At 72.6% G+C, this 13,466-nt stretch carries 13 protein-coding genes and 1 tRNA gene; 7 read left to right on the top strand and 7 right to left on the bottom strand.

Going from position 1 to position 13,466, the window contains the following annotated elements; all coding sequences use genetic code 11:
• The first annotated feature begins 48 nt into the window (after positions 1–48).
• Complete coding sequence (locus tag B9O00_RS12365) at positions 49–993, top strand: 3-hydroxyacyl-CoA dehydrogenase NAD-binding domain-containing protein (protein WP_085122990.1); 945 nt, start codon at positions 49–51, stop codon at positions 991–993.
• Between the two features lie 85 nt (positions 994–1,078).
• Here B9O00_RS12365 and betC read toward each other — a convergent pair whose 3' ends face one another.
• The gene (gene betC / locus B9O00_RS12370; protein WP_085122991.1) at positions 1,079–2,623 is read right to left on the bottom strand and encodes a choline-sulfatase; all 1,545 of its coding nucleotides are present in this window, start codon (positions 2,621–2,623) and stop codon (positions 1,079–1,081) included.
• Positions 2,624–2,789: 166 nt separating this feature from the next.
• Here betC and B9O00_RS12375 point away from each other — a divergent pair, with 166 nt between their 5' ends.
• From B9O00_RS12375 to B9O00_RS12395, 5 genes are all read left to right on the top strand, one after another.
• Positions 2,790–3,692, top strand: a complete 903-nt coding sequence (locus B9O00_RS12375; protein ID WP_085122992.1) for a choline sulfate utilization transcriptional regulator — start codon at positions 2,790–2,792, stop codon at positions 3,690–3,692.
• A 114-nt stretch (positions 3,693–3,806) separates the two neighbouring features.
• Positions 3,807–4,892 carry an ABC transporter substrate-binding protein gene (locus B9O00_RS12380; RefSeq protein WP_085122993.1) on the top strand — a complete coding sequence of 362 codons (1,086 nt, stop codon included), beginning with the start codon at positions 3,807–3,809 and terminating at the stop codon, positions 4,890–4,892.
• Positions 4,893–4,908: 16 nt separating this feature from the next.
• Positions 4,909–5,748: an ABC transporter ATP-binding protein gene (locus tag B9O00_RS12385; RefSeq protein ID WP_085122994.1), complete on the top strand. Its 840-nt coding sequence runs from the start codon at positions 4,909–4,911 to the stop codon at positions 5,746–5,748.
• Positions 5,738–6,541, top strand: coding sequence for an ABC transporter permease (locus tag B9O00_RS12390; RefSeq protein WP_085122995.1), 804 nt, complete (start codon positions 5,738–5,740; stop codon positions 6,539–6,541). The genes B9O00_RS12385 and B9O00_RS12390 overlap by 11 nt, the downstream gene beginning before the upstream one ends.
• A gap of 99 nt (positions 6,542–6,640) precedes the next feature.
• A complete protein-coding gene (locus B9O00_RS12395) occupies positions 6,641–7,516 on the top strand; it encodes an AEC family transporter (protein WP_085122996.1) in 876 nt (291 codons plus the stop codon).
• On the opposite strand, the gene B9O00_RS12400 is transcribed toward B9O00_RS12395, so the two are convergent.
• Complete coding sequence (locus B9O00_RS12400; RefSeq protein WP_085122997.1) at positions 7,513–8,565, bottom strand: glycosyltransferase; 1,053 nt, start codon at positions 8,563–8,565, stop codon at positions 7,513–7,515. The genes B9O00_RS12395 and B9O00_RS12400 overlap by 4 nt on opposite strands.
• 179 nt (positions 8,566–8,744) lie before the next feature.
• On the opposite strand from B9O00_RS12400, the gene B9O00_RS12405 reads away from it, so the two are divergent.
• Positions 8,745–8,821 (top strand) — tRNA-Asp (locus B9O00_RS12405).
• Positions 8,822–8,903: 82 nt separating this feature from the next.
• Here the strand turns inward: B9O00_RS12405 and B9O00_RS12410 are convergent.
• Genes B9O00_RS12410 through B9O00_RS12430 form a run of 5 tightly spaced genes read right to left on the bottom strand, consistent with a single transcriptional unit; the run spans position 8,904 to position 13,465 of the window.
• Positions 8,904–9,644: a tyrosine-protein phosphatase gene (locus B9O00_RS12410; RefSeq protein ID WP_159460202.1), complete on the bottom strand. Its 741-nt coding sequence runs from the start codon at positions 9,642–9,644 to the stop codon at positions 8,904–8,906.
• Entirely contained in the window at positions 9,641–10,534 is an 894-nt protein-coding gene (locus B9O00_RS12415) for an ABC transporter permease (protein ID WP_085122999.1), read from the bottom strand. Before B9O00_RS12415 ends, B9O00_RS12410 begins: the two co-directional genes overlap by 4 nt.
• Entirely contained in the window at positions 10,524–11,459 is a 936-nt protein-coding gene (locus tag B9O00_RS12420; protein ID WP_085123000.1) for an ABC transporter permease, read from the bottom strand. Before B9O00_RS12420 ends, B9O00_RS12415 begins: the two co-directional genes overlap by 11 nt.
• Before the next feature lie 3 nt (positions 11,460–11,462).
• Entirely contained in the window at positions 11,463–12,476 is a 1,014-nt protein-coding gene (locus B9O00_RS12425; RefSeq protein WP_085123001.1) for an oligopeptide/dipeptide ABC transporter ATP-binding protein, read from the bottom strand.
• Positions 12,477–12,484: 8 nt separating this feature from the next.
• Positions 12,485–13,465: an ABC transporter ATP-binding protein gene (locus tag B9O00_RS12430; protein ID WP_235017111.1), complete on the bottom strand. Its 981-nt coding sequence runs from the start codon at positions 13,463–13,465 to the stop codon at positions 12,485–12,487.
• Between the last annotated feature and the right edge of the window lies 1 nt (position 13,466).

A 13,466-nucleotide genomic window follows, 5' to 3' on the forward strand; every position in this document is an offset into this window, starting at 1 on the left:
GTCGAACGGCGTGCGGGAGCGGCAACCCCTTCTTCACGAGGCAAGCACATGGCGCGAGTCGAACCGGGCTCCGTCGATCGGGTCGCCTGCATCGGCGCGGGCGTGATCGGCAGCGGCTGGGTGGCGCATTTCCTGGCGCGCGGCTACCGGGTCACGGCCTGGGATCCGGCGCCCGACGGCGAGGCCCGCATGAACCGCCTGGTCGAGGCGGCCTGGCCGGCACTCGAGGCGCTCGGCCTGGCGCCGGGCGCCAGCCGGGCCAACCTCTCCTTCGAGCCGACGCTGGCCGGGGCCGTTGCCGGCGCCGCCTTCGTGCAGGAAAGCGCGCCGGACCGCCTGGCGCTCAAGGTCGACCTGCTGGCCGAGATCGACGCCGCGGCCGCGCCGGAGGCCGTGATCGCCTCCTCGACCTCGGGCTTCGGCATGACCGAGATGCAGGTCAAGGCGGCCCGGCCCGAGCGCCTGGTCGTCGGCCATCCCTTCAATCCGCCCTACCTGGTGCCGCTGGTCGAGGTGGTCGGCGGCGAGAAGACCGCGCAGGACGCCGTGGACTGGGCGACCGCCTTCTACGAGGCCGCCGGCAAGACCGCGGTCAAGATGAGCCGCGAGGTGCCGGGCTTCATCGCCAACCGCCTGCAGGAAGCGCTCTGGTACGAGGCGCTGCACATGGTCGCGGCCGGCGAGGCGACGGTCGAGGAGATCGACCTGGCGCTGACCGCCGGGCCCGGCCTGCGCTGGGCCTTCATGGGGCCCTTCCTGACCTTCCACCTGGCCGGCGGCGAGGGCGGCATGGGCCACATGCTCGACCACTGGCCGCCGGGCTCGATGGACCCGGCCTGGACCCGCCTGGTGCCGCCCAAGGTCGAGGGCGCGCTGCGCGACACCATCGTCGAGGGCTGCGAGGAAGAGGCGGGCGGCCGCAGCGCCGCCGACCTGATCCGCGAGCGCGACCGCAAGCTGATCGCCGTGCTGCGGGCACTCCGCGAGGCGTGACGGCCCGTGCCGGCCTTGCTTCGTGGTTCGACAGGCTCACCATGAGGCGAAGGGCAGCCTGCGGCTCCCCAGTCTCCCCTTCGCCTCACCCTGAGCTTGTCGAAGGGCGCAGCGAAGCCGCGACCCGCTGGCGGTCCTCGACGACGTTCAGGTCCATGTGGTTGCGCATGAAGCGCTCGCTGGCGTCCTGCAGGGGCTGGAAGTCCCAGGGCGTGTAGCGGCCCTGACGCAGCGCCTCGTAGACGACCCAGCGCCGGGCCTGGCTGGCGCGCACCGCGGCGTCAAAGGCCCGGAGGTCCCAGCGCGCCGCGACCCGCGCCTGGAAGGCGGCGACGCGCTCGGCCTGCTCGGGCCGGCCGGCGAGGTTCTCCAACTCGTCGGGATCGTTCTCCAGGTCGAAGAGCTGCGGCGGATCGAGCTCGCAGGCGTTGAACTTCCAGCGGCCGTCGCGGATCGAGACCAGCGGCGCCCAGGAGCCTTCGGCCGCATACTCCATCAGCACCGGGCTGGTCCGGCCGGCGCCGCCGGCGAGCGGCAGCAGGCTCTCGCCGTCGACCGGCAGCAGCGAGTCCGGCTCGACTCCGCCGAGGGCCGCCAGGGTCGGCAGCAGGTCGAGCTGCGAGACCGGTGCATCGATCCGCCCCGGCGTCAGGCCGGGCGCGGCGATCATCAGCGGAATCCGCGCCGAGCCTTCGTGGAAGCTCATCTTGTACCAGAGGCCGCGCTCGCCGAGCATGTCGCCGTGATCGGCCAGGAACACGATCGCCGTGTCCTCGGCCATGCCGGAGCGCTCGAGCACGCCGAGCAGGCGGCCGATCTGGGCGTCCAGGTAGGAGAGGCTGGCGAAGTAGGCGCGCCGGGCCCGGGCGACATGCTCCGGCGTGACCTCGAAGGCGCCCTGGTCGCAGGCCTTCCAGATCCGCTGGCCGTGCGGGTCGAGCTCCTCGTAGGGGATCGGCGCGACGCGCGGCGTCAGGGGCCAGGCCTCCCCCGGACAGTCCGCGTAGAGCTCCCAGTATTCCGGCCGCGCCACATAGGGGTCGTGCGGATGGGTGAAGCTCACGGTCAGGCTCCAGGGCCGCTCGTCCCTGCGCCGCGCCAGGTCGTAGAGCTTGCGCTCGGCCTGGTAGGCGACCTCGTCGTCGAACTCGAGCTGGTTGGTGATCTCCGCGACTCCGGCGCCGACCACCGAGCCGAGGTTGTGGTACCACCAGTCGATCCGCTCGCCCGGCTTGCGGTAGTCCGGGGTCCAGCCGAAGTCGGCGGGATAGATGTCCGTGGTCAGGCGCTCCTCGAAGCCGTGCAGCTGGTCGGCACCGATGAAGTGCATCTTGCCGGACAGGCAGGTCTGGTAGCCGGCGCGGCGCAGGTAGTGGGCGTAGGTCGGCAGCGAGGAGGCGAGCTCGGCGGCGTTGTCGTAGACGCCGTTGCCGGAGGGCAGCAGGCCGGTCATGAAGGCGGCGCGCGCCGGCGTGCAGAGCGGGCTCGCCGTGTAGCAGGTCGAGAAGCGCAGCGAGCGCTCGGCGAGGCGCGCGAGGTGCGGCGTCTTCAGGAAGCCGGCAGGGCCGTCCTCGAACAGCACGCCCGTCAGCTGGTCGACCATCAGGATCAGGATGTTCGGACGTGTCATCGCTCGCGGCCCCCCTCGTTTGCGCCGGCTGCGCCTGGACATCGCCAAGGCAGGCTTATGGCAGCGACTCTTTCGACCTCTCGGGCAGATCCCGAAAGCCCCAGGAAGACAGCAAGGTCGCCGGATGTGAAGAGGCTGTGACTGTATCTCTGCTATAAATCGATTGATGAGCAGAGACCCTCTCGACCTCGGCTGCCTGCGGCTGTTCGACGCCGCGGCGCGCCACGAGAACCTGTCCCACGCGGCCGCGGCCCTGGGCATGACCCAGCCGGCGCTGAGCTATCGCATCCGCCGGATGGAGGAGCGGCTCGGGCTGCCGCTGTTCGAGCGCCGCCATCGCGGCCTCGCGCTGTCGCCGGCCGGCCGCACGCTGCACGAGGCGGTGCGCGACAGCCTGGAGCGGCTCGACCAGGCGACCGCCGCGATCGCGGTCCAGGCGGAGACGCCGGTCGTGCGCCTGGCGACCGACTACGCCTTCGCCGCGCTCTGGCTGATGCCGCGCGTCGCCGGCTTCCGCGCCGCCCATCCCGGGATCGCGGTGCAGATCGTCGCGTCGCAGGAGCTCGCGGGCGGGCCGGACGGCGGCGCCGACCTCGCGGTGCTGTTCGGCGGCCGCGACGAGGTCGGGGCCGGCGCCGAGCGGCTGATCGCGGAGCGGGTGACGGCGGTCTGCAGCCCGGCCTTCCTGGCCGAGCAGGGGCCCTTCGAGTCACCCCAGCGCCTCGGCGAGCTGCCGCTGTTGCACCTGGAAGGCGCGGGCGAGCGGCGCTGGTACGACTGGGAGTCCTGGCTCGCCGAGCTCGGCGTGACACGCCGGCCGGGCCGGCCGGGGCTCGGCCTCAACACCTACACGCTGGTGATCCAGGCGGCGCTGGCCGGGCAGGGCGTCGCGCTCGGCTGGCTCGGCCTGGTCGACGGGCTGCTCGAGTCGGGCGCCCTGGTGCGGGCCCACCCCGCCGAGCTGGAGAGCCCGCGGGGCTACTGGCTGGTGCCGGGACCGGGCGGCCGGCTGCCGGCCGTCCGGCAGGTCGCCGACTGGATCCGCGGCCGGTTTGCCGCCGGCGCGTGAGCGGCGGGCGGCCGCTGCCGTGCCGGCTTGTTCACCGCTCTCGGCGCCGATAGGGTTGGCGCGCGGCCGACGACAAGGCCGCGTCCAACGAAATCCGCCTTGAGGGAGGAAAGAATGACGGCGAAGGCATCCGGCGTGCGGCAGGGACGTCGCGCGGGCTTCTCTGGCTTCGTTGCAGGACTGTCGGCGCTGGCCCTGGGCTTGGCCCTGGCCGGCGCGCCCGGCACCGCTTCGGCGGCGGACATGCCCCAGGTCAAGCTGGCGATCGGCGGGCCGTCCTGCCTCTGCTACCTGCCGACCGTGCTGGCGCATCAGCTCGGCCTCTACAAGAAGAACGGCGTCGACGTGGAGATGATCCCGCTGAAGGGCGGCTCCCAGGCCCTGACCGCGGTGCTCGGCGGCAGCGCCGACGTGGTCTCCGGCTACTACGACCACACGGTCGAGCTGCAGCCCAAGGGCAAGATCCTGGAATCCTTCGTGGTCTACGACCGCTTCCCGGGCCTCGTGCTGGCCGTCTCGCCGAAGTACACCGACAAGATCAAGACGGTCGGCGACCTGGTCGGCCAGAAGGTCGGCGTCTCGGCGCCCGGCTCCTCGACCGACTTCTTCCTGAAGTACGCCCTGCACAAGGACGGCAAGGACCCGAACTCGGTGCCGGTCGTCGGCATCGGCCTGGGCGCGACCGCCGTCGCGGCGATGGAGCAGGGCCAGGTGCAGGCCGCCGTCATGCTCGACCCGGCGGTGACGCTGATGAAGGGCAAGTACAAGGATCTCCGGATCCTGATCGATACGCGCTCCCAGGCCGATACCCGCAAGGTCTTCGGCGGCGACTATCCCGGCGGCGCGCTCTACGCGCCGGCCGACTGGGTCAAGGACAACCCGGCGGCGGCCCAGGGCTTGGCCGACGGCATGGTCGAGACGCTGAAGTGGATCCACAGCCACTCGGCCGAGGAGATCATGGCCAAGATGCCGGCGGAGTACGTCGGCAAGGACACGGCGCTCTATCTCGCCGCGCTCAAGAACACGATCCCGATGTACTCGAAGAACGGCGTGATGGACCCGAAGGGCGCGCAGGCCGTGCTCGACGTCTTCGCCAGCTCCGACAAGGAGGTGGCGAACGGCCACGTCGATCTCAGCAGGACCTACACCAACCTCTACGCCAAGAAGGCGGCGTCGAAGCTGGGCATCCCGACCGAGTGAGCCGGTCGGGGTGACGATGGCCGTGCCGGCAGAGAACACGCCGGCGGCGCCCGCGAGCGCGCCGCCGGCGATCGCCTTCGAGGGGGTGACGATCCGCTTCGCCACCCCCTCGGGCGAGATCCATACCGTGATGAGCGAGGTCGACCTCGCGGTCGAGGAGGGCACCTTCGTCGCCCTGGTCGGGCCCTCGGGCTGCGGCAAGTCGACGCTGCTCAATGCCGCCGCCGGCCTGCTGTTCCCGCCGGCCGGCACTGTCAGGGTGTTCGGCGAGACGCTGACCGGCATCAACCCGCATGCCGCCTACCTGTTCCAGCAGGACGCGCTGCTGCCCTGGCGCACGGTGCTCGACAACGTCTGCCTGGGCCTGACCTTCCGCAAGGTGCCGAAGGCCAGGGCGGCGGCGGAGGCGCGGCGCTGGCTGAAGCGGGTCGGCCTGGCCGCCTTCGAGGACCGGTTTCCCCACCAGCTCTCCGGCGGCATGCGCAAGCGCGTCGCCATCGCCCAGGCCTGGATCGTCAACCCGCGCCTGCTGCTGATGGACGAGCCCTTCGGCGCGCTCGACGTCCAGACCCGCCAGATCATGGAGAACGAGCTGCTCGAGCTCTGGCAGGAGACCCGCAAGACCGTGCTGTTCATCACCCACGACCTGGAGGAGGCGATCGCGCTGGCCGACCGGGTCGTCGTGCTGTCGACCGGGCCGGCGCGCATCAAGGGCGACTACGCGATCGACCTGAAGCGGCCGCGCGACGTCGCCGAGATCCGCCTCGATCCCGCGTTCAACGCGCTCTACAAGCGGATCTGGGCGGACCTGCGCGACGAGGTCCTGAAGCAGGAGGAGGGGGCCCATGGCGCGTGAGAGGCCGCCGGCTGTGGTCGCCACGCGCAAGCGCGCCAGCCGCTGGCTGGTGCTGGCGCTGCAAGTCGGCTTCTTCGTGCTGGTCACCGGCACCTGGCAGGCCGGCGCCACGACCGGCTGGCTCGACCCCTTCTTCTTCTCGAAGCCGAGCGACATCGCCGGCCGCATGGCCGAGTGGATCCTGTCCGGCTACATCTGGCCGCACCTGATCGTCACGCTGACCGAGGCCATGGCGGCCTTCGCGATCGGCATCGTGACCGGCGTGCTGGCCGGCCTGGCGCTGGCCCGGGTCGAGCTGCTGGCGGCGGTCTTCGACCCCTACATCCGCATCTTCAACGCCCTGCCGCGGGTCATCCTGGCGCCGATCCTGATCATCTGGTTCGGCCTCGGCATGGGCTCCAAGATCGCGCTCGGCGTGACCCTGGTGTTCTTCGTGGTGTTCTTCAACACCTTCCAGGGCGTGCGCGAGGTCGATCCCGTGGTGCTCAACAACGCGCGCATGCTGCAGGCCTCGGACCACCAGCTGATGCGCCACGTCTACCTGCCCTCGGCGATGGCCTGGATCTTCTCCAGCCTGCACACCTCGATCGGCTTCGCCCTGGTCGGTGCCGTGGTCGGCGAGTACATCGGCGCCTCCCAGGGCATCGGCTACGTGGTCTCCCAGGCCCAGGGCGTGTTCGACACGACCGGCGTCTTCGCGGGCCTGATCCTGACCTCGATCGTGGTGCTCTGCATCGATCTCGCGATCGAGGCCCTGGAGCGCTACCTGCTGCGCTGGCGGCCGCAGAGCTAGGGCGACGCGGCGCGGGCAGGGGGCCGGCATGCGCGGCGCGGGACTTGCCGGCCTGCCGGGGGCGGGCTAGCAAGGGGCCGACTCCCGAAGGGCAGGCCCTTGCTGCTGCAGCTGATCTCGATCGTCGTGCCGGTCTTCGGCGCGATCGCCGTGGGTTTCGCCTGGGCGCGCCTGGAGCGGCCCTTCGACGTCGCGACCGTCACCAACCTGGTGATGTACGTCGGCACGCCCTGCCTGCTGATCAGCACCCTCGACCAGGTCCGGCCGAGCGCCCAGGCCTTCGGTGCCATGGCGCTCGCGACTCTGCTCTGCTACCTGGCGATGGCCGTGCTGGCCCTCGCGGTGCTGAAGCTGACCGGCCTGGACCGGCGCAGCTTCCTGCCGGCGATGCTGTTCCCGAACACCGGCAACATGGGCCTGTCGCTCAGCCTCTTCACCTTCGGCGACGCGGGCCTGGCGCTCGCCATCGTGACCTTCGCGATGACCGCGACCGGCCACTTCACGGTCGGCGCCGCGATCTCGCGCGGCTCGCTGGAGCCGAAGGGGCTGCTGCGCATGCCGCTGATCTACGCGCTGCTGGTCGGCCTCGCCATGGTCTTCCTGGACCTGACCCTGCCGCTGCCGCTCGGCCGCGGCCTCAAGCTGCTCGGCGGCCTGACTATCCCGCTGATGCTGATCGCGCTCGGCGTCTCACTGTCGCGCCTCCGGCCGCGCCGCCTGCCGGTCGCCTTCGGCCTGGCGCTGGTGCGCATCGTCGGCGGCTGTGCCATCGCCCTGGCGGTCTCCGCGCTGCTCGGCCTGCCGCCGCTCGCGCGCGGCGCCCTGGTCATGCAGTACTCGATGCCGGTCGCGGTCTACGCCTACCTCTTCGCCATGCGCTTCGACCGCAATCCCGACGAGGTCGCCGGCCTGGTCGTCGCCTCGACGGCGCTGTCGCTGGTCACCGTGCCGCTGACCATCTGGCTGTTCCTCTAGGAGCGCCCGGCGCGGCGTGGCGGCGCCTCGGCGAGCAGCCTCTCGAAGAGGCCGAGATAGCGGGCGACGCAGGCCGACTCGGTGAACTCCTCCCGGTAGCGGCGGTAGCCGGCCTCGACGAGCGACGCGGCGAGGGCCGGCTCGTCGATCAGGCGGGTGATCGCGCCGGCCAGCGCGCCGACGTCGTCGATCGGCACCAGCAGGCCGGTGCGGCCGTCCTCGACGAAGGCCTTCGGGCCGTCGGCGGCGGCGGCGACCAGCGGCCGGCGGTGCGCCCAGGCCTCGACGATGACCGAGCCGAAGGCCTCGGAGCGGGACGGGAAGACGCAGAGGTCGCAGGCCTTGAGCAGCGCGGTCTTGTCGCTGCGCCAGCCGAGGAAGCGGACCCGCTCGGTCAGGCCGAGCTCGGCGCTCAGCGACTCCAGCTCGCCGCGACTCGGGCCCTCGCCGGCGAGCCAGAGGTGGGCGCGCGGCTCGCGGGCCAGGGCGTGGAGCAGGGTGTCGAGGGCCTTGGCCGGGTGCAGCCGGCCGAGCGAGAGCAGCAGCGGCGCGCCCTCCGGCGTGCCGAAGGCGCTGCGCGGCACCGCCGGCTCGTCCTCGAAGGTCGAGAAGTTCGGCATGAAGTGCAGCCGCTCGCGCGGCCAGCCGAGCGCGGCGTAGCGCTCGACCAGCTGCGGCGTGATGCAGAGCAGCTGGTCGCAGCTCCGGAAGTACTTGAGGTCGTAGTAGCCGCCGATGCGCGCGAGCTTGAGCCAGGGGCCGCTCGGCATGACCGCGGCGGCGCGGCTCATCCAGCAGAGCACGATGTCCGGCCGGAAGGCGGCGGCCAGGCGCTTCAGCCGCCAGGGAGTCAGCCGGTCGAGCGGCCCGCCGAAGCGCAGCTCGAGCGGCTCCAGGCCGCCGGCGCGGAGCGCGGCGGCGCGCGCCGGGTTGCGGCGGATCGCGACGCGCTGCTCCAGGCCGGCCCGTGCGAGGGCCAGCGCCAGGCTGACGAAGAAGGTCTCGGCGCCGCCGTGCTCGGCGCCGGCCATGACCTGGAGGAGGCGCATCGGAGACCCCGGCGCAGGCGGTTGAAGGCTGGACCCTGGTTAGCATTCCGGTCGCGGTCTGGCCATCGGCGCGACTTCCCCGGAATCCGGCCGGGGCGCGCTTGACAGGGCCCGGGGGCTGGCGTACATGACGCCTCCGCTTCGGCGGCGGCCCGATTTGCCGCCGCGGTCGTTGGGCTGGGGGTGTAGCTCAGTCGGTTAGAGCGCCGGCCTGTCACGCCGGAGGCCGCGGGTTCGAGTCCCGTCACTCCCGCCACCAACGACGACTGCCCGCCGAGGGGGGAGATCCTCTTCCGGACGGCGACGGCGGGCCCCGATGCGGGTGCCGGGGAACCTTGCTAGGCGAGAAGGCGGGCGCGCAGCTCTGCCGCGGCGTGGCTGTCGACGCCCAGCATCTCCGCCGCGTAGCGCTCGAAGCTGCCGAAGCCCGCATCGATCGCCGAGAAGGCCGCCCTGAGGTAGGCCAGACGGGCCCTCGTGATCGCGGCCCTGATCGGCTCGGGGCAGTGATCGAGCCGGCCGGTCCCTTTCCAGTGCCTGTTGGTGAGCAGGTAGTCGCCGACGACGTCCTTCGCCGAAACGCCGAGGAGGCGCAGGATGACGGCTGCGCCGAAGCCGGTCCGGTCCTTGCCCGCGGTGCAGTGGAAGAGCAGCGGCAGGCCGTCGTCCTCGAGCAGGAGGGACAGGAGCTCTCGATAGACCTGGAAATGCTCCAGGGCGAAGCTCCGGTAGATCTCGGCCATGACCTCCTCCGGCGGCGCGCCGTCCGGCGGCCAGCCGGCGGCGGCGCCGTCGATCGCGTGCTTCAGCGTCGGCTCGATCGGCAGCGCCCGCACTCTCGCCACGACGGCGCCCGCCAGTCCGGGCGCGAGGGCGCACTCGCCGGCCCCCCGCAGGTCGCAGACGGTGCGGATCCCCAGGGCGCGCATCGTCTCCAGATCGGCGGCGGTGAGGTGGCTCAGCCGGGATCCGCGGAACAGACGGCGCCATCGGACGCTCCGCCCGTCCGCGGTCTCGTAGCCGCCGAGGTCGCGGACGTTCGTGGCGCCGTCGAGGGCGATCACGCGCGCCGGGGTCACGGCCGGCCGGCTCCCGGCTCGCGGGCCAGCGTCGGGTCCAGCCGGTCGCGCAGCCAGTCGCCGACCAGGCACATGGAGAGCGTGGTCAGGAAGATCACGCTGCCCGGGAAGACCGCGATCCACCAGGCGTTAATGAGATAGGCGCGGCCCAATCCGAGCATCTGGCCGAGGGAGGTCGCCGGCGGCTGGACGCCGAGGCCGAAGAAGGACAGCGCGGCCTCCAGCAGGATCGTGTGCGGAAAGTTCAATGTCGCCTGGACGATGAGGGCGCCGGCGATGTTCGGCAGGATGTGCAGCAGGTGGATGCGCCAGGCCGGCGCGCCGACGATCCGCATCGACAGGACGTAGCCGCTCTCGCGCGCCGACAGGACCATGCCGCGGGTGAGCCGGGCGTAGCGCTCCCAGCCGTCGAGCCCGACCAGCAGGATCAGCAGCGGCAGGCTGTTGCCGAGGAAGGCCAGGACCGCGAGGGCCAGCACCAGGGTGGGCAGGGCGGCCTGCATGTCGACGAGCATCATGACCGCCTCCTCGCACCAGCCCCGCCAGTGGGCCGCGGCGAAGCCGAGGGAGGTGCCGAGGAGAAAGCCGAAGCCGGTGCCGCCGACCGCGACCAGGATCGAGGTGCGGGCGCCGAACAGGATGCGGCTCAGGATGTCGCGGCCGAGGGTATCGGTGCCGAGCAGGTAGTCGGTGGTTCCGCCGGCCAGCCAGGGCGGCTGCAGGCGGGCGTCGAGATGCTGCTCGGCGAAGCCGTGCGGGGCCAGCAGGTCGGCGCCGGCGGCGGCGAGCAGGACCAGGCCGAGAAACAGCGCGGCCGACAGCACGACGAGGGGAGCCGGACGGCGGGCCGGCAGGGCGAGGCGCGCGGCGAGCCTGAGGTCAGCCGGCATGGCGCCCCCCGGCGACGCGGACCCGCGGGTCTATCCAGCCGTAGGCGAGGTCGACGGCGAGATTGGCCGAGACGACCGAGACCGCGATCACCATCACGACGGTCTGCACCACCGCGAGGTCGCGGCGCGCCACGGAGACGACCAGCAGCTGGCCGATGCCCGGCCAGCCGAAGACGTTCTCCGTGACCACGGCGCCGCCGATCATCAGCCCGAGCTCGAAGCCGAGGAAGGTGATCACCGGGATCGCGGCGTTCGGAAAGACGTGGCGGACGATGACCGCGAGCGAGCCCAGCCTCTTGCCGTGGGCCGTGCGCACGTAGGGCTGGCCGAGCACGTCGAGCACCGAGGTCCGCACGAAACGGGCGAGCTTGGCGGCGACGGCCGTGCCGAGGGTGATCGCCGGCATGACCAGGTGGGCGGGCGTGCCGTAACCGGACGAGGGCAGCAGGCGCAGCTGCATCGCGAACAGCAGGATCAGCAGCAGGCCCAGGAAGAAGTTGGGCATGGCGTAGCCGAAGATGGCTGCGCTCATCGTCAGGTAGTCGCTCGGCCGCCCCCGGCGCAGGGCGGCGACCGTGCCGGCCGGCACGCCGATCAGGATCGCCAGGGCGAAGACCGTGCCGCCGAGCTGCAGCGTCGCCCCGGCGCGCTCGATCACCAGCCCGAGTGCGTCGCGCCCGTCGACGAGGGAGCGTCCGAAATCGCCCCGGGCGAGGGCCAGGAGATAGCGCAGGTACTGCTCGGGAAGCGGCCGGTCGAGGCCCCAGAGCACGCGGTAGCGCTCCAGCAGCTCGGCGGGGCTGTCGGTCGGCAGCAGGGCGACCAGCGGATCGCCGGAAAGCCGCAGGACGAAGAAGGCGAGCGTGGCGCAGCCCAGGACGGTGAGCAGGGCGCGCAGCAGCCGGACGAGCAGGAAGCGGAGCATCGGCTAGCGCGCCGCTACGAGGTGGCAGGCCGCTTCGTGGCCGGCCGACAGCGACCGCAGGACCGGAGCCGAGCGGCGGCAGGTGGGGGTCGCGGCGGCACAGCGCGCGGCAAAGGCGCAGCCGGCGCCGTCCGGCGTGGCCCGGTCCGGGATGGCCAAGTCCTGCGTGGCCAAGTCCTGCGTGGCCAAGTCCGGCGCCGCCGCGATCGCGCGCGCCGCGGTCCGGCGCGGCCCGGGACGGTCGGCCGGCAGGGCCCGGATCAGCGCGCGCGTGTAGGGATGGGCCGGCGACCCGATGACCTCTGCGACCGCACCGCTCTCGACGATCCGGCCGGCGAACAGCACGGCGACCCGGTCGCAGAGGTGGCGTACGACGCGCAGGTCATGGGAGATGAACAGCAGGGTCAGGGCGTGCCGCGTCTTGAGGTCGGCCAGCAGATTGACGACCTGCGCCTGGACCGAGACGTCGAGCGCCGAGACGGGCTCGTCGCAGACCAGCAGGTCGGGCCGCAGCGCCAGCGCCCGGGCGAGCAGCACCCGCTGGCGCTGGCCGCCGGAGACCTCTCCGGGGTAGCGCAGGAGCAGGCTGCGCGGCAGGCCGACGTCGGCCAGCAAGCCATCGATCCGGACCCGCCGTTCGGCGGCGCCGATGCCGTGTACGATCAGGGGCTCCTCGAGCTGCCGGCCGATGCGCAGGCGCGGATTGAGCGCTCCCAGGGAATCCTGGAAGACCGCCTGCACCTTGGCCCGCCGCGCCAGGGGCATGGGCTCGGCGAAGGGCTCGCCCAGCAGCGCGACCGTTCCGGCGTCGGGGCGCAGCGTCGCCGAGACCATCCGCCCCACCGTCGTCTTGCCGCTGCCCGATTCGCCGACCAGGCCGAAGGCCTCGCCGGCCCGTATGGCGAAGCTGACCCCGTCGACCGCCCGGACCTCGGGGCCGCGGCGGAGCAGTCCGGCGCGCGACGCGCGATAGCTCCGCACGAGGCCGCTGGCGCTGATCAGGGGCTGCTGCTGCACGGCCGCGCTCAGGTCGGGTTGAAGCAGGCGACCGCGCCGCGCGGCCCGGTGCCGTCGAGGACCGGCGCCTCGCGTCCGCAGCGCGCCAGGGCCCGGTCGCAGCGCGGCCGGAATCGGCACCCCGGCGGCCGCGCGCCGATGGCGGGGACGCGGCCGGGAATCGAGGCGAGGCGGGCGGCCGGCCGGGAGATCTGCGGCAGGCTGTCGATCAGCCCCCTGGTGTAGGGATGGCGGGGGGCGGCGAACAGCGTGGCGACCGGCGCGCGCTCGACGATGCTGCCGCAGTACATCACCGATACGCGGTCGGCGATCTGCGCCACCACGCCCAGGTCGTGGGTGACGAACAGCAGGGCCGCCCCGGTGCTGTTCTGAACCGCCAGCAGCAGGTCGAGGATCTGCGCCTGTACGGTGACGTCGAGCGCCGTGGTCGGCTCGTCGGCGAGCAGCACCCGGGGCCGGCCGGCCAGGGCCATCGCGATGGCGATGCGCTGGTTCATGCCGCCCGACAGCTCGTGCGGATAGGCCCCGAAGCGCGCGCGCGGGTTCGACAGGCCGACCTGGGCGATCAGCGCCTCGGCCTCCCGGCGCCGGGCCCGCGCCGGCAGGTCGGGCGGCAGCGCCTCGGCGATCTGCCGGCCCACGGTCATCACCGGGTCGAGGGACGCCGTCGCGTCCTGGTAGATCATCGCGAGGCCGGGCGGCGGCCGCCCCTGCCGATAGGCCCAGTCCCGGCCGTCGATCGTCAGGCCGGCGGAACGGCAGCGCGCCCCGGCCGGCAGCAGGCCCATCAAGGCGAGGCAGGTCAGGCTCTTGCCGCAGCCCGATTCACCGACCAGGCAGTGGGTCTCGCCGGCGGCGAGGGACAGGTCGAGGCCGTCGACGGCCAGTCCCTCGCCGACTGCGACGGAGAGGTCGCGGACCGCGAGGACGGGCGACACGACGGCCGGGGCCGCCGGGGCCGGGAAGGCTGCCGGCGCGGCGTCGGGCACT

The organism is Tistlia consotensis USBA 355, from assembly GCF_900177295.1.
In the GTDB taxonomy this organism is placed as follows: Bacteria; Pseudomonadota; Alphaproteobacteria; order Kiloniellales; family DSM-21159; genus Tistlia; species Tistlia consotensis.